The following is a 22377-nucleotide window of genomic DNA, read 5'->3' on the forward strand; positions in this document are numbered from 1 at the left end:
CAGGGAGGGAGCTCACAGACTGTTTTAGTGCACAGAATCAAGCGTCCCGACTGCTCGATTCAACTTCACATAAATCATCAACTTCTTTAGAGAATCTAACTTCGGGAATGGTGTAGTCGAGGTAGTCACCGATACTCTCGGGAAAAACCATGGTGATGAGCCAAAGTACTTTGGCAGGTATCCACAGAATGCCCCAACGTTTTCCTTTTGGGCTGGACAAATCTTCACGAAACTTCCGCCCCCACTGCCGATAGCTATGGAGAAACGCTTGATTGCGGGACATCTTCGATATCAGAGGAGGAGGAGCCGGTAGACCTTGGGGTCCATGACTCATGAAGTGCTGCATGTAGCTCCAAAGCTTGCGAGCGGTTTCACCTTGGTCACGCCAGCCTAAGTTTCCACATGAGACAAAAAACTCTTCGGGTGGTAGTTTGGTCCAGTCAATGCCAACCAGGCAAAGAGGGTGAAAGCTGGTATATCCACCGGCGTTAGTTATTGGTAGATACCCTTCCAATGGTTTCAATTCATCCCAATCCAGCACCACCAGATTTCCACTGGGGAAAGTGTAATATAATTTACGTGTTCTCCTGCTCAAGCGTATGCAGCTACCACGAATGTTTCTAGTGACCGCATATAAAAAACCTGCTATTGCGGCTAAAGTAAACGGAGATAGAATTGTAAAATACCACATACCCGCAGAAACTGGGGAGGCCGCTTGGAACAGCATTACAATTGATATCCCAACCCCCATCAAAAACATAACACCAACCCCACTACTAAAACTACTTTTTGCGCGGTGACCGGCTGAAATAACTTCAAGAACTGTTCCATTGAGCTTTATGACTCCAAGCTCACCATAAATATAATCTGGACTTACCGGACCTTCATAACGTTGATGGCGCTGATAGGAAATCGGGGTTGTTCCTGCAAGCTCACTTCCCGCAAGCTTTTTCAGCGTGGAATTGGAACTCATTCTGGCTTCCTGACCGGAGCCAGCTTATCCGGATTAATCTCATGAAAATTAAGCCAACCCGTAGAGGTAAAGACCAGCGGTTCCGGGGCATCGGGTTGTTGCAATGCAAAAGTCGGACGTGACGTTGTGTCTGGCCTGTACAAGTATTCAAGCTTGACGTGGGCATCCTCATGCATAGCTATCTGCCATCCCCGTTCAGCCCCCTTACCATCAGTTAAGGGAGCAATCACAAAGTGAGTGTCAAGATTGATCTCCCGTGCAGATGTGGCCAGAGCTTCCTCTGCCGGCATTCGCCTTAGGGGCTGGCCATTCAACTCGACCGTCACTAGCGCACGGAAATCTTCATTGCCGAGGATAAAACCGGGGAGAGTGCATCTGAGCCACAATGTACCGGCGGCCCCTGGTCCACTTTCCCAACGTGCAGTAATTTGCGGGCTGAACTGAATACTGTTCCAAGCGTTCATTTCTTCCTGAAACGAAAACTTAGGCGTTAACCACCCCCAGGCAGAGTGTTTCAACAGAATTTCGACTGGGCCATGACCCACCTCCGCTATTTTGAACGCAAGGTAGAAAATCACCCCCACAGCGACCAGGGCCAAGATCACGCAGATCGACGGCTTAATTGCTATCGCCGTTAGCCCTATATACTTTGCACCCAACGCCAAGGTAGAAAAAGCAATCACAGAGCCCGCTATTGCTGAGAGTAAGTACAACCTGGCCTGTTCTGGATTTCCATCCTCATAAGCCAGGTACGCCCGGAAACCGTCCACAAATGCAAGGATGATTGAGGATATCGTCCCAGCGACAGTAGATGCCCATTTAATTCCGAAGTTTTTAATCGCTATTGCAAACCCCGCGTTTCCACGAGATTTTAAATATGATGAAAGAGCAAGAGTTGTGACTTCCACAGAAGCCGACACAAGGGCAATATAAGCACCGACCATCGAAGCTTTATTTACGAAGTTTTCCTCTCTCTGAAGCGCTTCATGTGAGTTTCTCACCCCCCATATCGCCAGCCCCGCTCCAATCCCTGAAAAAACTGCCCCGGCTGGCTCCTGCATTTTTTTCAGATTACGCAGTAGAGGATTCCCTTCCGCTGGCATTGATTGAGGCAGGTTAACTACAGCGTTTGAGGATACAGTCTCCCACTCCCAAATCTCTACATACTGGACGACGGATTGCTGTTTATGGCCCGAATGAGGTGCCGGATCTTCCCCAAGACGAATTCCCCAACGTGCCTGTAGTTCTCCAAGCTCCATATAGCCTTGCAGTTCCAGCGCCCATGTATTGAATTGCTCCAAAGGCACGTCCCGTCGACCGATAACTACACCGAACCGAAGTTCCGCGACATGCCTGAGCCGACGTACGTGTATTTCCGCAACATTCTTCGGCGCCCTGGCTAAGCTGGGCCATATAAGTCGGCTTAAAAGCTCGGTAATGACTGTTCCGGGTCGTTCATCAAGTACTTTGTCGACCACGTCAAAAACACGTTTGGCGATAGTGAGAGGAGTATTCAACCTACTCATCAACGAAGCATTTCCCGCGCCCAGCGCCCGCCATACCGGGCTGATTTCCGGGCTCTCGTTGATGTGCATGCTTAAAGCCTCAAGACCAGCTTCCGTATAGGGTGTTGTCGCCAAGCAATTGAGCACTGCCTGCTCGTAATCACTCGCGTTGCTGGCACACGATAGATCGAACAACTCCAGCGCCTTGCCCACCAGCCCGGACTTGTTCATCAACCGGGCCCAGACGGCTGCGGCAGTCCCCGACCGATTGATGGCCTCATTGAAGGCCTTCACCTCTTTCTCGTAGAGCGCCGAGAAATTTCCCGCACCGGTGACGTCAACCAACTTGCGCTGACGTTGCAGCGCCTCGTAGATCTCCTGCTTCTTGCCCCCCTCGTTGTAAGTCTTCTCGGCATGCTTGAAGTAGCTGGTCACCAGCGCCGCACTTTGCAGGCGATGCTTGTTGCTGGCCTGATACCGGTCGCGCCTGGCGACATCCATTGCGCAGATCTGGTTGAGTTCGCTGGCCATGCCGAGAAAATCATTCAGCACTACAGCCAGGGGCTTAATGTCCTTGCGCGGGACAAGGGCCCGATGCATCGCTGTGAAGATGAAGTCAGAAGTCGCCATCCTTTCCGGCAACACGACTTCACTCCAGGGAAAGTGCCTGGGCCGCTGACTCAGCCCGGGTGAGAGCAGCTCTTTAGTGGAAGAACCCAGCAGCACGGCATCGAATGCGTTCTTCTGCTCCGTCCCTCCCTCCGGCTTCACCTCGGTTGCCAAACTCCGACGTAGCCCGTTGGTGTCCTGCTCGATCTTCCACAAGGTGGCATGGGTAAGGATGGTGTCGCTCATCAACACGTACACCGTCTGCGCAACACTGGCTTCCGGTGCCAGGAGATACAGGGTCGAACCGGCAATATCGGGCGGGACGTGCCGTCCCGGCGCCTCGTCGTTGTAGTCTGCCTCGGTCCACCAAAGAGGGGCGAAACGGAGATCCATGGTGACCTGATAGTGGCGGGTCAGCATGCGACCGTCCCGGAAGTAGAACAGGTAGACGTAGCTGCTGGGCCTCAGTACTCGCAGCCCATAGGCCTTGCCTGCCTTCAGCTCCGGGTAACCCTCCACGCTCAGCGTGGGATAGATCGCGGCATTGATCGGTTGGTCCGATACGCCGTAGCGCAGCGGATACAGCGGCACACCGCGTTCACACGGCGGAGGAGAAATTGCACTTAGCGTTTTGCTACCAGGCCGGTCGGGCTGCACGGCTCTCTTGAACGATGATTTGGACATTCGAAGGAGTTCCTTAGAAAGATTTGGTCGCGGTCTGGCTGAGCCTTGCGCTGGCCTCGAATAGCCGCGCCAATCCGTGAATGTGGGATTGGCCTAATAGCGTTCTGATTTCCTCATTCTTGCTGAAGGCTTCCTGCGGATAGCGCAGGCGCAGTTCCATGTAGAAGCGCATGTCGCGTTCCAGGCGCAAACCGATGCGCTCAGCCTCTTCAACGAACAGGACCAGTTGCCGACGCATACGCAGTTGGTTGCGTTCGGAAGCAAACAGGGGAAAGCGCTCGGTCATGTCTCGCGAGAAATGGCGGAGGAACCAGGCGCGGCTGGCGAGGTTCAGGGCGGCTTCATCGCCACTGGTCAGGGTGATGCGCTGGTTGTCGTCGGATTCGGCTGACGCTGCGATCTGTGCCGGCATCTGCAGCCATTCACCGAAGTCCTCACCTGCATGCCAGATCGCACTGGTGATCGGCCCGAAAAGACGGGCCCGCTGCCCTGAGGGCAGCGCCTCGCACATTTCTTCCAGTGTCCGTAACGCACCCAGTTGGAAAGCGATCGAATGACCATCCGGGCCGATGATCTGATCCAGGAGTTGCAAGTGCTGCAACAGGGACTCAGGGTCTTGCGGACCGATCAGGACGAGCCCTACCTGCTCTGGTCCCCAGGTGCTGACGAACTTTTCCAGCAGCGACGCATTCAGCGGTATGAGCATCGGTCCATGTTGATAACCAGGGTGCTCATATTCTTTCGGTGTTCCACGCCACAACCATTGAACAGAGAAGGGGTCGGCCAGGGGCTGTACTTCACTCTCCAGCTCCAGACGGTTTCTTCCGTCGAGCCAGAGCCAGGTTTTGCCCTGGGTTTCCAACCGGCTCCATTCAGGTTCAGCGACCACTTTCACGACCTGACGAGGCCAGCCTGCATCGATGTAGTGCTGATCCATCACGCTGCTCCTCTGGCACAGGGACATGGCACACGGGAGCAACTGCCATCGGCGCGCATACCGCACACCTGGTCCATCGCCAGCCCTTCCTTGGACACGCCTGTCACCACGTGACCAGTACCGCTTCCGACTGTTGTGAGTTGCATCGGTCCCTTGAAGTCGAGGGCGACTCCGTTCAGGGATATGCCCGCCCGGTTGATGCGGAATGTGCCGCCCGGCCCTTCGATCACGAACTCGTCTTCCACCTGAATCCGATAGGTCTTGGTGCGGTGACGGATTTCCTGCATCGCGTCCAGATAGGCATGGCCTTGCACAATCTCTTCGCGATGGTTGCCAATCTCGATGTGGTGGCTGGCGCCGGTCTTGTCTCGACGGTTATTGCCAACCTCCTCCGTACGGTCCTTGCCCGTCTTGATACGGTGATTGCGACCAATGACCAGGTCGTCATCCTGTCCGGCTTCATGGCGCCGGTCGCGGCCAATGGACACCTGCTCGTCATTGCCAACGGTGTCCTTGCGGTCGTGGCCGACAGTCAGGGTTTCGTCGTGTTCCACCTGTTCGCTGCGGTCGTTCCCGACAAGAGTGGTTTCGTCATTCTTGACGACATTGTTCTGATCCCTCTGCGCATGAATGAACACCTCTTCCAGCCCGGCCTCATCCTCGAAGCGCAACTCGTTGAAGCCGTCGCCCTTGTGGGTCTGACTCTTGATGGTCATGCGCGTCTTGTTTGCGGGCAGTTCGTAGGGCGGACGCTGTAGCGCCGTGTAACACCTGCCCGTGATTATTGGCTGGTCAGGGTCCGAGTTCTGGTAGCTGACAATGACGCCCTGGCCGATGCGCGGGATCGCCATATGGCCCCACAGCGCCCCGGCGATGTTCTGCGAAACCTGAATCCAGCAGGAGCTGGGTTCGTTTTCCTTGGTTTGGCGGTCCCAGGGGAAATGAACCTTCACCCGACCGTATTCATCGCAGTAGATTTCCTCGCCCGGCGGCCCGACCACCGTGGCCATCTGCGGGCCGTCGATGCGGGGTTTGGGCAGCGGCTCGGGGCGCCATTCGGCATTGTCCCGCACCAGCGTGGCGATGCAGTTGTAGTGGGTGCCGCTGTCGGCCCCGGCACTTTCCTCGGCCTGGCTGACGTACTGCTTGCCATGGTGCTCCAGGTGCACCGGGCGCCAACCGCAGTTCATGTCGTCGCGGGGGTGGCCGACCAGGTCGAAGTACAGGCCGGGGACCATCCGGGCATCGTCGCCCTCGGCAATGACCTGGCAGGCATCACCGCGCAGGCCGAGCAGGCGGCTGCGGCTGAAGGCCTCACCGGTCTTGTCTCCCCGGTAGCGACCGGGGTAGTCGTAGCGCTCGTAATTGTCGGCCTGGTGCTCGAGGTCCGTGGCCTTGTACTTGCTCTGCTCAGTGAATTTCGGGTTCTTGAAGCTGTAGTCGCGCTGGACCTGCTGGGCGCTGCGCACGTTTTCGCTGTAGGTGAAGCGGTGTAGCGCCGGGCCCGGGCGGTCCGCGCCGGGCTTGGGGTTGTATTCCACCGGCAGGCCGGGCTGCTTGCCGAAGATCAACGGGAAGTCGCAGTGGACCAGGCGACAGCCTTCCTTGCTGTGCACGAAGCCGTAGAAAAAGCCCTCTTCGCGCATGATGCGCTCGACGAAGTGATAGTCGGTTTCGCCGGCCTGCACGCAGTACTCGCGGGCATTGCGGTCCTTGGCGGCGCGCAGTTCGTAGTCGAGGTCGAGGGCGTGCTTCTTCAGCATCACCTTGGCGATGTCGGGCACGCTGAGGGTCTGGAAGATGCGCCAGTCCGAACACAGATTCAGGCGGGCCAGGCGGGGTTCGACGACCGCGCGGTAGCGGGTGCGGCGAAAGCCGGTTTCGCCCTGCTGGAAGGTGCTGACCGAGCCGTGGACGTAGCGCACGGCCTGGTCGCCCTGCCAGATCGTGAACAGCGCGGGACGGTCGAGGATCTTGCCGAACTTGACGGCGGGATCGGTGCTGCTCAGGTCGACTTCGAGGCGGAAGGTTTCGGAAAGACCTTCGCTGAGGTGGAATTCGACAACCTCGAATACACCAGTTGCTGCGGTGAAGGTGAAGCGCAGATCGGACTGGACGACCATGGAGGATTTCCTGGGGAACGAATTCCTTGGAGATCCTCCATGTCAGCCAACAGACGGGATATAGGAAAAATCCTGAGAGAACGTGTGAAACTTCCGTTCGTGCTCAGTCAGCTACCGCTACCGCCTCGAAGGCATTGGCCCGACGCGACAACAGCACCAGCACGAAAGCCCCCACCGCCATGAACCACGGCAACGCATGCCCACTCAGCCACTGGCTACCCGCCCCCGCCGCCAGCGGCCCGATCAGGCAACCGATACCCCACAGCTGCGCCACATGGGCGTTGGCCCGCACCAGCGCATCATCGCGATAACGCTCGCCGATCAGGATCAGCGACAGGGTGAACAACCCGCCGGCACTGGCGCCGAACAGCACCCACAGCGGCCAGATCAGTTGGGTCTGCAGGAACAGCGGAATCATCAGGCTGGACACCGCCAGCGTCACCGCACACCCAGTGAACAGCGTGCGCCGGGACATGCGGTCGGCCAGGGCACCGATCGGCAATTGCAGTATGGCATCCCCCACCACCACGGTACTGACCATGAACAGCGCCACTTCCGCACTGAAGCCCTGTTGCAGGCAGTACACCGGCAGCAAGGTCAGGATCATTGCCTCGAATGCGGCGAACAGGGCGATGGCCCACGCAATCACCGGCAACTTCCGACAGAAGCCAAACAGGTCGAAAAAGGTCACGCTGGCCGCCTCGGTGCTCGGCGCACCACCGCGACCGAACAGCAGCAGCGGCGAGACGATCAGCAGGCCGACGCCGATCCAGAAGCCGAGGTCATCATCCGAACCCACCACGCCCAGCAACAAAGGTCCGGCCAGTTGGCTCAGGGCATAGCTGCTGCCATACAGCGCCACCAGACGCCCGCGCCACTCCTCCACCACCAGCTGGTTGATCCAGCTTTCACCGAGGATGAAGACGATGGTCAGGACCACGCCGATCAGCAGGCGCAGCACCAGCCAGACCGGGTAGCTGGGCAGCAGCGCCAGGGCCCCGATGGACAGCGCGCCGGCCCACAGACACATGCGCATCAGGCCTGGCGTGCCGAAGCGCGCGGCCAGGCGGCTGGCGAGGCTCGCCCCGAGCAATACGCCAATCGCCGGCATCGCCGCCATCACGCCAATGGCGAAGCTGCCGTAGCCCCAGCCTTCCAGGCGCAAGGACACCAGCGGCATGCTGACGCCCAGGGCCAGGCCGACGCTGAGGACGGCGGCCAGGACGGCGAAGTAGGTACCCCAACGCATTGCATGCTCCTTGAAGAGAATGGGGCCGCCTTGCGGCCCTTCGCGAGCAAGCTCGCTCCTACAGAGGGCCATGTTAAACACCCTGCGGGAGCGAGCTTGCTCGCGAAGGGCTGCAAAGCAGCCCCAATGGCATTAGCCGATCTGGATTACAGCTTGATCCAGGTAGCCTTCAGCTCGGTGTACTTGTCCAGCGCATGCAGCGACTTGTCGCGGCCGTTGCCCGACTGCTTGAAGCCACCGAACGGCGCGGTCATGTCGCCGCCGTCGTACTGGTTGACCCAGACGCTGCCGGCACGCAGTGCCTTGGCGGTCTTGTGGGCCTTGCTGATGTCCGCCGTCCACACGCCGGCGGCAAGGCCGTATGGGGTGTCGTTGGCGATGGCGATGGCTTCTTCGACGGTGTCGAAGGTGATCACCGACAGCACCGGCCCGAAGATCTCTTCCTTGGCGATGCGCATGGCGTTGTTCACGCCGTCGAAGATGGTCGGCTCGACATAGGTGCCGCCGGTCTCTTCAAGGATGCGCTTGCCGCCGACCAGCAGCTTGGCGCCGTCGGTGTGAGCCGACTCGATGTAGCCCAGCACGGTGTTCAGTTGCTGGGTGTCGACCAGGGCGCCGACGGTGGTCGCCGGATCCAGCGGGTTGCCCGGTTTCCAGGCCTTCAGCGCATCCAGCACCATCGGCAGGAACTGGTCCTTGATCGAACGCTCCACCAACAGGCGCGAGCCGGCGGTGCAGACTTCACCTTGGTTGAAAGCGATGGCGCTGGCTGCGGCTTCGGCAGCAGCCTTCAGGTCAGGAGCGTCGGCAAAGACGATGTTAGGGCTCTTGCCACCGGCTTCCAGCCACACGCGCTTCATGTTCGACTCGCCCGCATAGACCATCAACTGCTTGGCGATCTTGGTCGAGCCCGTGAACACCAGGGTATCGACGTCCATGTGCAGGGCCAGGGCCTTGCCCACGGTGTGGCCGAAGCCTGGCAGGACGTTGAGCACGCCCGCCGGGATACCGGCGTCCACGGCCAGCTGGGCGATACGGATGGCGGTCAGCGGGGATTTTTCGGACGGTTTTAGGATCACCGAGTTACCGGTGGCCAGCGCCGGACCAAGTTTCCAGCAGGCCATCAGCAGCGGGAAGTTCCACGGCACGATGGCCGCGACCACGCCCACCGGCTCGCGGGTGACCAGGCCGAGCTGGTCGTGCGGGGTGGCGGCGACTTCGTCGTAGACCTTGTCGATGGCTTCGCCATTCCAGGCCAGGGCATTGGCTGCGCCTGGGATATCGATGGTGGACGAGTCGCCGATCGGCTTGCCCATGTCCAGGGTTTCCAGAAGGGCCAGCTCCTCGACGTTCTGCTTGAGCAGGCCGGCGAAGCGGATCAGGGTGGCCTTGCGCTTGGCCGGAGCCATGCGCGACCAGACGCCGGAGTCGAAGGTGGCGCGGGCATTTTCCACGGCGCGCTGGGCGTCGGCTTCGTCACAACTGGCGATCTGCGCCAGGAGGCGGCCGTCGACCGGACTGATACATTCGAAGGTGTGGCCGGAAGCGGCCGCGGTGTATTCGCCGTTGATGAAGGCGCGGCCTTCGATCTTCAGTTGCTGGGCACGCTGTTCCCAATCCGCACGCGTCAGGGTGGTCATAGCAAACTCCTCCTGTTGTTGATGTGCAGCGTCGTGCGAGAAGTCATCGACACTGTCAGAAATTTCCGCCGGAGCTGTCATCGCTCTACAGCATTCGACACCCTAAACTACCGGGACCCGGATTATCAATATATTTGACATTAAGCCGTCAAAAGCCTAGTGATGTTCATTTTATTTAACAATCAGGTGAGCCGTTCCATGAATATCCAGCAGATCGTCGACTTCGCCCAGGTCCTGACCGAAGCAGAACGCTACCGTCCCGCCGCCGAGAAGATCCTCAAGGGCGAACCCGACCAGGCGGTCTACAACCACTACTCCAGCCCGTGCGGGCAGTTCGCCGCCGGCGTCTGGGAAGGCGCAGCGGGACAGTGGACGGTGAACTACACCGAGCATGAATATTGCGAGATCGTTCAGGGCGTTTCGGTCCTGCGTGACGAACAGGGCCAGGCCAAGACCCTGCGTGCCGGCGATCGCTTCGTGATTCCCGCAGGTTTCAAGGGCACCTGGGAGGTGCTGGAACCATGCCGCAAGATCTATGTGATGTTCGAACAAAAATAGATATGTAGCACACGCGGGGTCGTCGACATTGAGAGCATGACATGGTCCAACCGGACAACAACCTACAAGGAAGAATCCTCATGACCAATGAAGAAGCGCAAGCAAAACTGGCCCAACTGATCGGCAGCAACTACACCGAAGCCGTCAAGGCCAAGATCACCGAGCTGACCGGCCGTGCCCGTGTCGTCGGCCCGAATGACATGGCCACCATGGAAGTCGACGAAGCCCGTATCCACGTTGTCGCTGGCGGCAACGGCGTGATCACCGGCTTCCGCTTCGGCTGATCGGCCCCGCGTCAGGACGCCCGGCACGAAAGTGCCGGGCGTTTTCGTTTGCCTGCGGAAAACCGCGGGCATAAAAAAAGCCCGTATCCAGGGGATACGGGCCTTTTTCGCAAGCCGGATCAATTACTTGATCTTGGCTTCCTTGTACATCACGTGCTTACGGACGACCGGATCGTATTTCTTGATCTCGATCTTGTCCGGAGTGGTGCGCTTGTTCTTGTCGGTGGTGTAGAAGTGGCCAGTACCGGCGCTCGACACCAAACGGATCAGTTCACGCATGACGTTCTCCCTTAGACCTTGATGCCGTTACGGCGAATGTCAACCAGAACGGCGTCGATGCCGCGCTTGTCGATGATACGCATGCCCTTGGCGGAAACGCGCAGACGCACGAAACGCTTCTCGGACTCGACCCAGAAGCGATGATGCTGCAGGTTCGGCAGGAAACGACGACGGGTTTTGTTGTTTGCGTGGGAAATGTTGTTCCCGGTTACTGGACCCTTACCAGTAACTTGACAGACTCTCGACATGCCTCAGCCCTCTAAAACCACATGCCCAACCCGGCATGGGTTGGCCGCTTAATCTCTCAGTCTTTGGCGCCAGGCGCCTTGATTCTTCAGGGTCTTACCGGCTACACCCAAGGGTGCTGCACACCGGGCCCCTAGAAAAGAGCGCTGCTTTATACCAGAAACGCCAGAGTACAACAACACAGAATGTGATTGCCCAAACACGTTCCGTGGCCCGCACGGCGCGGCAAACGGGCTGCGGCGCTTATTACCGCTCGTCGCGCAATTCGTTTAAAAAGGTGTTGGCGATTTGTAATCCGGGGCACTAGGGTAGGACTTTTCCAGACTGCACTGGCAGATGGGTCGTCGTTCAGCCAAGGAGTCCTCATGCGTCGCGCCGTTCTTCCCCTGTTGTTCATCGCCCTGCTCGGTCCCGCCCTGGCCCAGGCTGCCGCGCTCAGCGTGTGCACCGAGGCCAGCCCCGAAGGCTTCGACGTGGTCCAGTACAACTCGCTGACCACCACCAACGCCTCGGCCGACGTGCTGATGAACCGTCTGGTGGAGTTCGACGCGAAGGCCGGCAAGGTGGTACCGAGTCTGGCAGAAAGCTGGACGGTGTCCGAGGACGGTCTGGTCTACACCTTCAAGCTGCGCCCGGAAGTGAAGTTCCACACCACCCCGTACTTCAAGCCAAGCCGCGCACTGAACGCCGACGACGTGCTGTTCAGCTTCCAACGCATGCTCTATCCGGCGCACTCTTGGCACAAGATCGCCCAAAGTGGCTTCCCTCACGCACAGTCGCTGCAGTTACCCGAGCTGATCAAGCAGATCGACGCCCCGGACCCGCTGAGCGTGCGCTTCACCCTGAGCCACCCGGACGCCACCTTCCTCGCCACCCTGAGCATGGGCTTCGCCTCCATCTACCCGGCGGAATATGCCGATCAGTTGCTCAAGGCCGGCACGCCCGAGAAGCTCAACAGCCAGCCGATCGGCACCGGGCCGTTTGTGTTCAATCGTTTCCAGAAGGACGCGGTGATCCGCTACCGGGCCAACCCGGACTACTTCAATGGCAAGCCGGCGGTCGATCCACTGATCTTCGCCATCACCCCGGACGCCAACGTGCGCCTGCAGAAGCTGCGCCGCAACGAGTGCCAGATTGCCCTGTCGCCCAAGCCACTGGATATCGCCGCGGCCAGCGAAGACGCCAACCTGAAGGTGGAAAAGACCGAAGCCTTCATGACCGCCTTCCTCGCCATCAACAGCCAGCATCCGCCGCTGGACAAGCCGGAAGTGCGTCAGGCGATCAACCTCGCCTTCGACAAGGACAGCTACCTCAAGGCCGTGTTCGAAGGCACTGCAGTGGCGGCCAACGGACCGTTCCCGCCGAACACCTGGAGCTATGACAAGTCATTGCCGGGCTACCCGACGGACCAGGCCAAGGCCCGGGAACTGCTGAAGAAGGCCGGCCTGCCGGAGGGTTTCAGCACCACGATCTGGACCCGCCCGTCCGGCAGCCTGCTCAACCCCAACCCGAGCCTCGGCGCCCAGCTGCTACAAGCGGACCTGGCCAAGGTCGGGGTCAAGGCGGAAATCCGTGTGATCGAATGGGGCGAACTGATCCGCCGAGCCAAAGCCGGCGAGCATGACCTGCTATTCATGGGCTGGGCCGGCGACAACGGCGACCCCGACAACTTCCTCAGCCCGCAATTCTCCTGCGCAGCGGTGACGTCCGGGACCAACTTCGCCCGCTACTGCGACCCGCGCCTGGACCAGTTGATCAGCGCCGGCAAGACCACCAACGACCAGAGCGTGCGCAGCCGCCTTTACCAGCAGGCTCAAGCGCAGATCCAGCAGCAGGCGCTGTGGCTGCCGCTGGCGCATCCGACGGCGGCGGTGTTGCTGCGCAAGGATGTGGAGGGGTATCAGGTCAATCCGTTCGGGCGCCAGGACTTTGCCGGGGCGAACGTAGAGCGCTGAGGTCAGGTCCGCCTGAGCTCTCATTGTTCATGCTGGCCAATCGCTGGCAAGCCAGCTCCCACAGCGTTCGCAGTGCACTCGATCCTGTGGGGGCCTGCCTGCCACCTCAGGCCGGGGCGCTGAAAAAGCAGCCTCTCTCCCGCATCGATAGCGGCTCGCCGTCACCAACGATGAAGTGATCAAGGATGCGCACGTCAATGGTCTCCAACGCATCCATCAGGCGGTGGGTAAGCCAGATGTCGGCCTGGCTCGGCTCGGGATTGCCGGAGGGATGATTGTGGCAGAGGATCAGCGCAGCAGCGTTGTGCGCCAGGGCCCGCTTCACCACCTGTCGCGGGTATACCGCGGCACTGTCGATGGAGCCACGAAACAGAATCTCGAACACCAGCGGCCGGTGCTTGGTGTCAAGGAACAGGCAGCCGAATACTTCGTCGGCTTCATGGCGCAACTGCGCCTTCAGGTAGGTGCGCACCGCCTCCGGGCTTTCCAGCGCAGAACCGCGCTTCATGGACTCGCCCAGATGCCGCCGGGCCAGTTCCATCACCGCCTGTAACTGCGCGTACTTCGCCGTTCCCAGCCCCAGCTCGGCGCTGAAGCTGCGACGGTCGGATTCCAGCAACCCACGCAAACCTCCAAACCGCCCCAGAACATCCCGGGCCAGGTCCACCGCACTCCTCCCGCGCACTCCAACCCGGAGGAAAATCGCCAGCAATTCTGCATCCGACAGGCTCGCCGCCCCCTGTTCCAACAGCTTCTCCCGTGGTCGTTCCGCCGCGGGCCAATCCCTGATACTCATGACCAATCCCTCTGTCCGTAGGTAACTGCTACCGGTTTGAGCCCTGTGCTATCTTAGCCGCCACTTTTTGCGCAACGCCCGGCCTGGGGAGGCGTCGACGTTGCGTGCAAACCTCCATCAGAAAAAGGCAGGCCTATGCAGCGGCTGTATCGGAAACGCATCGTTCTCGGCGTCGGCGGCGGCATTGCCGCCTACAAGAGCGCCGAGCTGGTTCGCCGACTTCTGGAACACGGCGCCCAGGTACGCGTCGTCATGACCCGCGGTGGCGCTGAATTCATCACCCCGCTGACCATGCAGGCGCTCTCCGGGCACCCCGTGCACATGGACCTATTGGATCCCGCTGCCGAAGCGGCGATGGGCCATATCGAACTGGCCAAGTGGGCCGACCTGGTGCTGATCGCGCCTGCCACCGCCGACCTGATCGCGCGCCTGGCCCAAGGCGTGGCTGACGACCTGCTGACCACCCTGGTGCTCGCCACCGACGCCACGGTCGCCGTGGCCCCGGCGATGAACCAGGCCATGTGGCGCGACCCGGCCACCCAGGCCAACCTGGAAACCCTGCAGGACCGCTCGATCCAGGTCTTCGGCCCGGCCTCGGGCAGCCAGGCCTGCGGCGATGTCGGCCTTGGCCGCATGCTCGAAGCCACCGACCTGGCCTGGCTCGCCGCCGAATGCTTCAAGCGCGAGTCGCTGACCGGCAAGCACGTGCTGATCACCGCTGGCCCGACCCAGGAAAACATCGATCCGGTGCGCTACATCACCAACCACAGCTCCGGGAAAATGGGCTTCGCCCTCGCCGAGGCCGCGGTGGAAGCCGGCGCGCGGGTGACCCTGGTCACCGGCCCGGTGTACCTGCCGACCCCGGACCGGGTCACGCGCATCGACGTGGTCAGCGCCCGCGACATGCTCGCGGCCTGCGAAGCGGCCATGCCCTGCGACCTGTTCATCGCCTCGGCCGCAGTCGCGGATTACCGTCCGGAAGTCGTCGCCCCGCAAAAGCTCAAGAAAGACCCTACGACCGGCGACGGCCTGCTGCTACAGATGGTGCGCAATCCAGACATCCTGGCCACTATCGCCACCCGCCCGGACCGCCCGTTCAGCGTCGGCTTCGCCGCCGAGACCGAACACCTGCTCGACTACGCCGCACGCAAGCTCAAAGACAAGAACCTCGACCTGATCGTCGCCAATGACGTGGCCAACCCCAGCATTGGCTTCAACAGCGAGGAAAACGCCTGCAGCGTGATCGACCGCCAGCTCCACGAAACCCTGTTCGCGCAGACCAGCAAGGGCAAGATCGCCCGCCAGCTGGTCGCTTTCATCGCCGAACGCCTCAACCAGGTTTGATTCAATGCACGCTCTCCAAGCCAAGATTCTCGATCCACGCATCGGCGGCGAATTCCCGCTGCCGCAATACGCCACCCCGGGCTCGGCCGGCCTCGACCTGCGCGCCATGCTCAAGGAAGACACCGTCCTCGAGCCGGGCCAGACCCTGCTGATCCCCACCGGTCTGTCGATCTACATCGGCGACCCGGGCCTGGCGGCCATGATCCTGCCGCGCTCGGGCCTGGGCCACAAACACGGCATCGTCCTCGGCAACCTGGTCGGCCTGATCGACTCCGACTACCAGGGCGAACTGATGGTGTCCTGCTGGAACCGTGGCAGCACCGCCTTCACCATCGCCGTCGGCGAGCGCATCGCGCAACTGGTGCTGGTCCCGGTAGTACAGGCCCATTTCGACATCGTCGAAGCCTTCGACGAGACCCAGCGCGGCGCCGGCGGCTTCGGACATTCCGGCACCAATTGATCCACCGATCGTCCCTGGCGCCCGGCCAGGGGCGAACTCTCCGGCAGAAAGGCCGTCCAAGCGTTCCATACGCCCGCAAGCCTTCGAGACTGGAGTCCCGTGATGAACGATATGGCCCAACTGATCCCTGCACTGCCCGACAGCATCTTCCGCGCCTACGATATCCGTGGCGTGGTCGGTGACACCCTGCATGCCGAGACGGCCTACTGGATCGGCCGCGCCATCGGTGCGCAGAGCCTGGCCCAGGGCGAACCCAACGTCTCGGTCGGCCGCGACGGCCGCCTGTCCGGCCCGATGCTGGTGGAACAGCTGATCAAGGGCCTGGTCGAGGCCGGCTGCCAGGTCAGCGATGTCGGCCTGGTACCGACCCCCGCGCTGTACTACGCGGCCAATGTCCTGGCCGGCAAGTCCGGGGTCATGCTCACCGGCAGCCACAACCCGTCGAACTACAACGGTTTCAAGATCGTCATCGCCGGCGATACCCTGGCCAACGAACAGATCCAGGCACTGCTGACCCGCCTCAAGACCAACGACCTGACCCGCGGTGACGGCACCGTCGAGAAGGTCGACATCCTGCCGCGCTACCAGCAGCAGATCGTCGGCGACATCAAGCTGGCCAGGCGCCTGAAAGTCGTGGTGGACTGCGGCAACGGCGCCGCTGGGGTCAATGCCCCGCAGTTGCTGGCCGCATTGAACTGCGAGGTCATCCCGCTGTTCTGCGAGGTCGACGGCAACTTCCCCAACCACCACCCTGACCCGGGCAAGCCGGAAAACCTCGTCGACCTGATCGCCAAGGTCAAGGAAACCGGGGCCGACCTGGGCCTGGCTTTCGACGGCGACGGTGACCGCGTCGGTGTGGTGACCAACACCGGCAGCATCGTCTACCCCGACCGCCTGCTGATGCTCTTCGCCCAGGACGTGCTGGCGCGCAACCCGGGCGCCGAGATCATCTTCGACGTCAAGTGCACCCGCCGCCTGACCCCGCTGATCGCCGAGTACGGCGGCACCTCGCGGATGTGGAAGACCGGCCACTCGCTGATCAAGAAGAAGATGAAGGAAACCGGCGCCCTGCTCGCTGGCGAGATGAGCGGGCACATCTTCATCAAGGAACGCTGGTTCGGTTTCGACGACGGCATCTACAGCGCCGCGCGCTTGCTGGAGATCCTCAGCAAAGTCCCGGTGGACGCCGAAACCCTGTTCGCCGGCTTCCCGAATGACATTTCCACGCCCGAAATCAACATTGATGTGACCGACGAGGGTAAATTCAGCATCATTGATGCGCTGCAACGCGATGCCGACTGGGGCAAAGCCGACCTCACCACCATCGATGGGGTGCGGGTCGACTATCCCCACGGCTGGGGCCTGGTCCGCGCGTCCAACACCACACCGGTGCTGGTCCTGCGCTTCGAGGCCGACAATGAAGCCGAACTGCAGCGAATCAAGGCTATATTCCATGCGCAGATCAAGCGCGTAGCCCCCGACCTGCAACTACCGTTCTGACCGAACCACTTGTTCCAACTGGAGCCCTGCATGACCCTCGATCGCGATGCCGCTACCCATGTCGCCAAGGTACTGTCCGAAGCGCTGCCTTATATCCGACGCTTTGTCGGCAAGACCCTGGTGATCAAGTACGGCGGCAACGCGATGGAGAGCGAGGAGCTGAAGACCGGCTTCGCTCGCGACGTGGTGCTGATGAAGGCGGTCGGCATCAACCCGGTGGTGGTGCACGGCGGCGGCCCGCAGATCGGTGACCTGCTCAATCGCCTGTCGATCGAAAGCCGTTTCGTCGATGGTATGCGCGTCACCGACGCCGCAACCATGGACGTGGTGGAGATGGTCCTCGGCGGCCAGGTGAACAAGGACATCGTCAATCTGATCAACCGTCATGGCGGCAGCGCCATCGGCCTCACCGGTAAAGACGCCGAACTGATCCGCGCGAAGAAGCTCACCGTCACCCGCCAGACCCCGGAAATGACCACCCCGGAAATCATCGACATCGGCCACGTCGGCGAAGTCGTGGGGGTCAACACCGACCTGCTGAACATGCTGGTGAAGGGCGACTTCATCCCGGTCATCGCGCCGATCGGCGTGGGGCCGAACGGTGAGTCGTACAACATCAACGCCGACCTGGTCGCCGGCAAGGTTGCCGAGGCCCTGAAGGCCGAGAAGCTGATGCTGCTGACCAACATCGCCGGCCTGATGGACAAGCAAGGCACCGTGCTGACCGGCCTGAGCACCGAGCAGGTCGACGGCCTGATCGCCGACGGCACCATCTACGGCGGCATGCTGCCGAAGATCCGTTGCGCACTGGAAGCGGTCCAGGGCGGCGTGCACAGCTCGCACATCATCGACGGTCGCGTACCGAACGCCGTATTGCTGGAAATCTTCACCGACAGCGGCGTCGGTACCCTGATCACCAATCGCAAGCCGCGTCAGTAAACTGTCCGGCAGGCAAAGAGAAAGGCGACCATCCGGTCGCCTTTTTCATGTTCGCTGCAATCAGATGCCGTATTGCGCGCGGTAGGCTTCCACCGCCGGCAGGTGCTGCTTGAGCTGCGGGTCATCGGCGAGGAACTCGAGAACCTGGGTCAGCGAGACAATGCTGACCACCGGGATACCGAAGTCGCGTTCCACTTCCTGGATCGCCGACAGCTCGCCATTGCCGCGTTCTTCGCGGTTCAGCGCGATCAGCACGCCAGCGGCGCGGGCTTCCTGGGCCTTGATGATCTGCATGACTTCACGGATCGCGGTGCCGGCGGTGATCACGTCGTCGATGATCAGCACGTCACCGGCCAAAGGTGCGCCTACCAGGCTGCCGCCTTCGCCGTGGTCCTTGGCTTCCTTGCGGTTGAAGCACCAGGGTACGTCGAGCTGGTGTTGCTCGGCCAGTTGCACCGCGGTCGCCGCCGCCAGGGGAATACCCTTGTAGGCCGGGCCGAACAGCACGTCGAAGGGGATCTTGCTATCGACGATCGCCGCCGCGTAGCAACGCCCGAGCTGGGCCAGGGCCGAACCGCTGTTGAACAGGCCGGCATTGAAGAAATAGGGGCTGGTACGACCCGACTTGAGGGTGAACTCACCGAAGCGCAGAACCCCGCGATCGATGGCAAAACGGATGAATTCGCGCTGATACGGCTGCATGAGGAGTCCCGGATACCACGGATTTAGCTAATTGAGTACAGCTCGGGTATCATACACGCACGAGATTTTTGGGGCCATTTATGCGGATCATCAGTGTGAACGTGAATGGCATTCAGGCTGCGGTCGAGCGAGGGTTGCTCAGCTGGCTGCAAGCCCAGAATGCCGACGTCATCTGCCTTCAGGATACCCGCGCCTCGGCCTTTGAACTCGATGACCCGGCTTTTCAGCTAGATGGCTACTTCCTTTATGCCTGCGACGCAGAAGTACCCGCCCAAGGCGGCGTGGCACTTTATTCGCGCTTGCAGCCCAAGGCAGTCATCAGCGGCCTGGGCTTCGAGACAGCCGACCGCTACGGGCGTTACCTGCAGGCCGACTTCGACAAAGTCAGTATTGCCACCTTGCTCCTGCCTTCCGGACAGAACGGCGACGAAGACCTGAACCAGAAGTTCAAGTTGATGGACGACTTCGCCAAGTATCTGGACAAGCAGCGGCGCAAACGCCGTGAATACATCTACTGCGGCTCGCTCTACGTCGCGCAGCAGAAACTCGACATCAAGAACTGGCGCGACAGCCAGCAGTCGCCGGGCTTCCTCGCTCCGGAACGCGCCTGGATGGACGAGATCATCGGCAACATGGGCTACGTCGACGCCCTGCGTGAAGTCAGCCGCGAAGGCGACCAGTACAGCTGGTGGCCGGACAACGAACAGGCGGAGATGCTCAACCTGGGCTATCGCTTCGACTACCAGTTGCTGACCCCGGGCCTGCGCCGCTTCGTGCGCAGCGCACGCCTGCCACGCCAGCCGCGCTTCTCGCAGCACGCGCCGCTGATCGTGGACTATGACTGGACGCTGACGATCTGATCGTCACGCACAAAAAAGCCGACCTTATGGGTCGGCTTTTTTATTGCAAACTGATCCAGCGGACAACGCGGACCCTGTGGGAGCTGGCTTGCCAGCGATTGCGATGGTGAACTCACTGCCGCTATCGCTGGCAAGCCAGCTCCCACATGGATCAGTCGGCCAGCGAAGCCTTCTGCAGCTCGAACAGGTCGGCCATGCCTTTCTGTGCGATAGCCAGCATGGCGTTCAGCTCTTCCGGCTGGAACGGCGCGCCTTCAGCAGTGCCCTGGACTTCGATGAAGCCGCCAGCGCTGGTCATGACCACGTTCAGGTCGGTCTCGGCAGCGGAGTCTTCCAGGTAGTCCAGGTCGAGGACCGCTTCACCCTGGTACATGCCCACCGATACTGCGGCGATCATGTGCTTGAGCGGGTCGCCACCCTTCAGGCCGCCACGCTTCTTGACCACACGCAGGGCATCGACCAGGGCGACCATCGCGCCGGTGATCGAGGCGGTGCGGGTGCCGCCGTCGGCCTGGATCACGTCGCAGTCGACGTACAGAGTGATGTCGCCGAGCTTGCTCATGTCCAGTGCGGCGCGCAGCGAACGGCCGATCAGGCGCTGGATTTCCAGGGTACGGCCACCCTGCTTGCCACGGCTGGCCTCGCGCTGGTTACGCTCGCCAGTGGAGCGCGGCAGCATGCCGTACTCGGCGGTCAGCCAGCCCTGACCCTGGCCTTTCAGGAAGCGCGGGACACCATTCTCGACGCTGACCGTGCAGACGACCTTGGTGTCGCCGAACTCGACCAGTACCGACCCTTCGGCGTGCTTGGTGTAGTTGCGGGTGATGCGGATCGAGCGGAGCTGATCGGCGGCGCGACCACTTGGACGTTTCATAAGGGATACCTGTACTGGGGGTTCGAATCTGCCGAGCATTATAGAGCGCAAGACACGCAGTGGACATGCCTGAGGGGGTTACCGGTCCATTCATTGTGTTGCCTGGACCGGCCTCATCGCTGAAGCCAGCCCCTACAAGGATCGGCGCGCACCGGACCCTGTGGGAGCCGGCTTGCCAGCGATGAGACCCGAAAGCCCACCCCAAGGCCCCCGGTCGGGATTCACCCACCCCTCTTCCGGCGGTTTGTAACATCAGTGGATGGGACCGGACAGCGCACTGCGTTACAATCCTGCGCCTTTGCAGCCTGTCGGCTTTCCCCTTCATCTATCTGCGAGGTACTTCCCATGGTGCACAGCATGACCGCCTTCGCTCGTGTCGAACGAGCCGGGACCCAAGGCACCCTCATATGGGAACTGCGCTCGGTCAATCACCGCTACCTCGAACCGCACCTGCGCCTGCCTGAAGCCTTCCGTGACCTCGAAGGCGCGGTCCGCGAAGCGCTGCGCCAGGGTCTGTCCCGCGGCAAAGTCGAGTGCACCCTGCGCTTCACCGAGGAAAACGCCAGCAAGTCGCTGCAGGTCGACCAGGAGCGCGCCCGGCAGTTGGTGGAAGCCGCCGAGACCGTGGCCGCCCTGATCAAGAACCCCTCGCCGCTGAACCCGCTGGCCGTGCTGTCCTGGCCCGGCGTGCTGGTGGCCGATGCCGCCGACCCGCAGGCGCTGAACCAGGAAGCCCTCAGCCTGTTCGAGAATGCCCTCGACGAGTTGAAGAGCGGCCGCAATCGCGAGGGCGCCGAGCTGGCCCGGCTGATCAACGAGCGCCTGGACAGCATGAGCCAGGAAATCACGACCTTGCGCGCCCTGGTCCCGCAGATGCTTGCCGCGCAGCGGCAGAAGATCCTCGACCGCTTCACCGACATGCAGGCCGAACTCGACCCGCAGCGCCTGGAACAGGAAATGGTCCTGCTGGCGCAGAAGAGTGATGTCGCCGAAGAGCTCGACCGCCTAGTCACCCATGTCACCGAGGTGCGCCGCGTGCTCAAGTCCGGCGGTGCGGCGGGCCGGCGCCTGGACTTCCTGATGCAGGAACTCAATCGCGAAGCCAACACCCTCGGCTCCAAAGCCTTCGACCCGCGCAGCACGCAATCGGCAGTGAACCTCAAGGTCCTGATCGAGCAGATGCGCGAACAAGTACAGAACATCGAGTAAGGCCACTCCCATCATGAAACACAGCAGCGGCACCCTGTTCATCATTTCCGCACCGTCCGGCGCCGGCAAGACCAGCCTGGTCAAGGCCCTGACCGACGACCTGAACCACATCCGCGTGTCGGTCTCGCACACCACCCGCGCCATGCGTCCGGGCGAGCACGACGGGGTCAACTACCACTTCGTCGACCGTGCTGAGTTCGACCGCATGAACGCCCAGGGCGACTTCCTCGAACAGGCCGAGGTGTTCGGTAACTGCTACGGCACCTCGCGCCAGGCGCTGCAACAGACCCTCGACCAGGGTCACGACCTGATCCTGGAAATCGACTGGCAGGGCGCGCAGCAGGTACGCAAGCTGATGCCGGGCACTCGCTCGATTTTCATCCTGCCGCCGAGCCAGCAGGCACTACGCCAGCGCCTGACCAACCGCGGCCAGGACAGCGACGAGATCATCGAAGGACGGATGCGCGAAGCGGTCAGCGAGATGGAGCACTACGACGAGTACGAGTTCGTCATCATCAATGACGACTTCGCCACCGCACTGGAAGACCTGAAGGCCGTGTTCCGCGCCAACCGCCTGCAACGGGACGGTCAGCAGCAGCGCCACGGCGAGTTGCTCAAGCAGCTGCTGGCTTGAGCTCTCGCCTCCCCGGC

The 22377-nt window shown here is 61.2% G+C and carries 20 protein-coding genes and 1 pseudogene; 10 read left to right on the forward strand and 11 right to left on the reverse strand.

What is annotated here, in order from left to right; translation table 11 throughout:
* Positions 1-37 precede the first annotated feature (37 nt).
* The 6 genes from AC5QPF_RS31190 to AC5QPF_RS31215 all read right to left on the reverse strand — a co-directional run bounded on the left by AC5QPF_RS31190 (position 38) and on the right by AC5QPF_RS31215 (position 9720).
* The gene (locus AC5QPF_RS31190; RefSeq protein WP_494961400.1) at positions 38-973 is read right to left on the reverse strand and encodes a hypothetical protein; all 936 of its coding nucleotides are present in this window, start codon (positions 971-973) and stop codon (positions 38-40) included.
* Positions 970-3771 (reverse strand): toxin VasX, encoded by a 2802-nt coding sequence (locus AC5QPF_RS31195; RefSeq protein ID WP_494961401.1) that lies wholly within the window; start codon positions 3769-3771, stop codon positions 970-972. The genes AC5QPF_RS31190 and AC5QPF_RS31195 overlap by 4 nt, the downstream gene beginning before the upstream one ends.
* Positions 3772-3784: 13 nt before the next feature.
* Positions 3785-4708, reverse strand: a complete 924-nt coding sequence (locus AC5QPF_RS31200) for a DUF4123 domain-containing protein (protein ID WP_494961402.1) — start codon at positions 4706-4708, stop codon at positions 3785-3787.
* Positions 4708-6831, reverse strand: coding sequence for a type VI secretion system tip protein TssI/VgrG (locus AC5QPF_RS31205; RefSeq protein ID WP_494961403.1), 2124 nt, complete (start codon positions 6829-6831; stop codon positions 4708-4710). Before AC5QPF_RS31205 ends, AC5QPF_RS31200 begins: the two co-directional genes overlap by 1 nt.
* Before the next feature lie 103 nt (positions 6832-6934).
* Positions 6935-8080: an MFS transporter gene (locus AC5QPF_RS31210; protein ID WP_494961404.1), complete on the reverse strand. Its 1146-nt coding sequence runs from the start codon at positions 8078-8080 to the stop codon at positions 6935-6937.
* Between the two features lie 146 nt (positions 8081-8226).
* Positions 8227-9720 (reverse strand): aldehyde dehydrogenase family protein, encoded by a 1494-nt coding sequence (locus AC5QPF_RS31215; protein WP_494961405.1) that lies wholly within the window; start codon positions 9718-9720, stop codon positions 8227-8229.
* A gap of 198 nt (positions 9721-9918) precedes the next feature.
* Here AC5QPF_RS31215 and AC5QPF_RS31220 point away from each other — a divergent pair, with 198 nt between their 5' ends.
* Both AC5QPF_RS31220 and AC5QPF_RS31225 read left to right on the forward strand, forming a co-directional pair.
* Positions 9919-10278 (forward strand): cupin domain-containing protein, encoded by a 360-nt coding sequence (locus tag AC5QPF_RS31220; protein ID WP_494961406.1) that lies wholly within the window; start codon positions 9919-9921, stop codon positions 10276-10278.
* Positions 10279-10358: 80 nt separating this feature from the next.
* Positions 10359-10562 (forward strand): I78 family peptidase inhibitor, encoded by a 204-nt coding sequence (locus AC5QPF_RS31225; RefSeq protein ID WP_494961407.1) that lies wholly within the window; start codon positions 10359-10361, stop codon positions 10560-10562.
* 123 nt (positions 10563-10685) lie between these two features.
* Here AC5QPF_RS31225 and rpmG read toward each other — a convergent pair whose 3' ends face one another.
* Together rpmG and rpmB are read right to left on the reverse strand one after the other, a co-directional pair.
* Positions 10686-10841, reverse strand: coding sequence for a 50S ribosomal protein L33 (rpmG, locus tag AC5QPF_RS31230; protein ID WP_003242516.1), 156 nt, complete (start codon positions 10839-10841; stop codon positions 10686-10688).
* Positions 10842-10852: 11 nt separating this feature from the next.
* A complete protein-coding gene (gene rpmB / locus AC5QPF_RS31235) occupies positions 10853-11089 on the reverse strand; it encodes a 50S ribosomal protein L28 (protein WP_037058999.1) in 237 nt (78 codons plus the stop codon).
* Between the two features lie 363 nt (positions 11090-11452).
* Here rpmB and AC5QPF_RS31240 point away from each other — a divergent pair, with 363 nt between their 5' ends.
* A complete protein-coding gene (locus AC5QPF_RS31240; protein WP_494961408.1) occupies positions 11453-13042 on the forward strand; it encodes an ABC transporter substrate-binding protein in 1590 nt (529 codons plus the stop codon).
* 106 nt (positions 13043-13148) lie between these two features.
* Here the strand turns inward: AC5QPF_RS31240 and radC are convergent, their stop codons facing one another.
* The gene (gene radC, locus AC5QPF_RS31245; RefSeq protein WP_494961409.1) at positions 13149-13838 is read right to left on the reverse strand and encodes a RadC family protein; all 690 of its coding nucleotides are present in this window, start codon (positions 13836-13838) and stop codon (positions 13149-13151) included.
* A gap of 135 nt (positions 13839-13973) precedes the next feature.
* On the opposite strand from radC, the gene coaBC reads away from it, so the two are divergent.
* The 4 genes and pseudogenes from coaBC (at position 13974) to argB (ending at position 18081) form a co-directional block, all read left to right on the forward strand.
* Positions 13974-15182: a bifunctional phosphopantothenoylcysteine decarboxylase/phosphopantothenate--cysteine ligase CoaBC gene (gene coaBC, locus AC5QPF_RS31250; RefSeq protein WP_494961410.1), complete on the forward strand. Its 1209-nt coding sequence runs from the start codon at positions 13974-13976 to the stop codon at positions 15180-15182.
* A 4-nt stretch (positions 15183-15186) separates the two neighbouring features.
* On the forward strand, positions 15187-15642 hold the full coding sequence (gene dut / locus AC5QPF_RS31255; protein WP_494961411.1) for a dUTP diphosphatase: 456 nt from the start codon (positions 15187-15189) through the stop codon (positions 15640-15642).
* A 126-nt stretch (positions 15643-15768) separates the two neighbouring features.
* Positions 15769-17142, forward strand: a pseudogene (locus AC5QPF_RS31260) (phosphomannomutase/phosphoglucomutase); the annotation flags it as partial.
* A 30-nt stretch (positions 17143-17172) separates the two neighbouring features.
* On the forward strand, positions 17173-18081 hold the full coding sequence (argB, locus tag AC5QPF_RS31265) for an acetylglutamate kinase (RefSeq protein ID WP_330072797.1): 909 nt from the start codon (positions 17173-17175) through the stop codon (positions 18079-18081).
* A gap of 60 nt (positions 18082-18141) precedes the next feature.
* Here argB and pyrE read toward each other — a convergent pair whose 3' ends face one another.
* Positions 18142-18783: an orotate phosphoribosyltransferase gene (gene pyrE / locus AC5QPF_RS31270; protein ID WP_458979692.1), complete on the reverse strand. Its 642-nt coding sequence runs from the start codon at positions 18781-18783 to the stop codon at positions 18142-18144.
* A gap of 80 nt (positions 18784-18863) precedes the next feature.
* Between pyrE and crc the strand changes: the two genes are divergently transcribed.
* Positions 18864-19643 (forward strand): catabolite repression control protein Crc, encoded by a 780-nt coding sequence (gene crc, locus AC5QPF_RS31275; RefSeq protein ID WP_042121543.1) that lies wholly within the window; start codon positions 18864-18866, stop codon positions 19641-19643.
* A 151-nt stretch (positions 19644-19794) separates the two neighbouring features.
* On the opposite strand, the gene rph is transcribed toward crc, so the two are convergent.
* On the reverse strand, positions 19795-20517 hold the full coding sequence (gene rph / locus AC5QPF_RS31280; RefSeq protein WP_330072799.1) for a ribonuclease PH: 723 nt from the start codon (positions 20515-20517) through the stop codon (positions 19795-19797).
* Positions 20518-20862: 345 nt separating this feature from the next.
* On the opposite strand from rph, the gene AC5QPF_RS31285 reads away from it, so the two are divergent.
* Entirely contained in the window at positions 20863-21726 is an 864-nt protein-coding gene (locus AC5QPF_RS31285; protein WP_494961412.1) for a YicC/YloC family endoribonuclease, read from the forward strand.
* A 13-nt stretch (positions 21727-21739) separates the two neighbouring features.
* Positions 21740-22360, forward strand: coding sequence for a guanylate kinase (gene gmk, locus AC5QPF_RS31290; RefSeq protein WP_330072801.1), 621 nt, complete (start codon positions 21740-21742; stop codon positions 22358-22360).
* Positions 22361-22377: the final 17 nt, after the last annotated feature.

It is taken from the genome of Pseudomonas sp. Con_6 (genome assembly GCF_059379395.1).

Excerpts from the sequence above, each read along its gene's own strand:
- AC5QPF_RS31190 (WP_494961400.1), bottom strand. The coding sequence starts at position 973 with ATGAGTTCCAATTCCACGCTGAAAAAGCTTGCGGGAAGTGAGCTTGCA.
- AC5QPF_RS31195 (WP_494961401.1), bottom strand. The coding sequence starts at position 3,771 with ATGTCCAAATCATCGTTCAAGAGAGCCGTGCAGCCCGACCGGCCTGGT.
- AC5QPF_RS31200 (WP_494961402.1), bottom strand. The coding sequence starts at position 4,708 with ATGGATCAGCACTACATCGATGCAGGCTGGCCTCGTCAGGTCGTGAAA.
- AC5QPF_RS31205 (WP_494961403.1), bottom strand. The coding sequence starts at position 6,831 with ATGGTCGTCCAGTCCGATCTGCGCTTCACCTTCACCGCAGCAACTGGT.
- AC5QPF_RS31210 (WP_494961404.1), bottom strand. The coding sequence starts at position 8,080 with ATGCGTTGGGGTACCTACTTCGCCGTCCTGGCCGCCGTCCTCAGCGTC.
- AC5QPF_RS31215 (WP_494961405.1), bottom strand. The coding sequence starts at position 9,720 with ATGACCACCCTGACGCGTGCGGATTGGGAACAGCGTGCCCAGCAACTG.
- AC5QPF_RS31220 (WP_494961406.1), top strand. The coding sequence starts at position 9,919 with ATGAATATCCAGCAGATCGTCGACTTCGCCCAGGTCCTGACCGAAGCA.
- AC5QPF_RS31225 (WP_494961407.1), top strand. The coding sequence starts at position 10,359 with ATGACCAATGAAGAAGCGCAAGCAAAACTGGCCCAACTGATCGGCAGC.
- rpmG (WP_003242516.1), bottom strand. The coding sequence starts at position 10,841 with ATGCGTGAACTGATCCGTTTGGTGTCGAGCGCCGGTACTGGCCACTTC.
- rpmB (WP_037058999.1), bottom strand. The coding sequence starts at position 11,089 with ATGTCGAGAGTCTGTCAAGTTACTGGTAAGGGTCCAGTAACCGGGAAC.
- AC5QPF_RS31240 (WP_494961408.1), top strand. The coding sequence starts at position 11,453 with ATGCGTCGCGCCGTTCTTCCCCTGTTGTTCATCGCCCTGCTCGGTCCC.
- radC (WP_494961409.1), bottom strand. The coding sequence starts at position 13,838 with ATGAGTATCAGGGATTGGCCCGCGGCGGAACGACCACGGGAGAAGCTG.
- coaBC (WP_494961410.1), top strand. The coding sequence starts at position 13,974 with ATGCAGCGGCTGTATCGGAAACGCATCGTTCTCGGCGTCGGCGGCGGC.
- dut (WP_494961411.1), top strand. The coding sequence starts at position 15,187 with ATGCACGCTCTCCAAGCCAAGATTCTCGATCCACGCATCGGCGGCGAA.
- argB (WP_330072797.1), top strand. The coding sequence starts at position 17,173 with ATGACCCTCGATCGCGATGCCGCTACCCATGTCGCCAAGGTACTGTCC.
- pyrE (WP_458979692.1), bottom strand. The coding sequence starts at position 18,783 with ATGCAGCCGTATCAGCGCGAATTCATCCGTTTTGCCATCGATCGCGGG.
- crc (WP_042121543.1), top strand. The coding sequence starts at position 18,864 with ATGCGGATCATCAGTGTGAACGTGAATGGCATTCAGGCTGCGGTCGAG.
- rph (WP_330072799.1), bottom strand. The coding sequence starts at position 20,517 with ATGAAACGTCCAAGTGGTCGCGCCGCCGATCAGCTCCGCTCGATCCGC.
- AC5QPF_RS31285 (WP_494961412.1), top strand. The coding sequence starts at position 20,863 with ATGGTGCACAGCATGACCGCCTTCGCTCGTGTCGAACGAGCCGGGACC.
- gmk (WP_330072801.1), top strand. The coding sequence starts at position 21,740 with ATGAAACACAGCAGCGGCACCCTGTTCATCATTTCCGCACCGTCCGGC.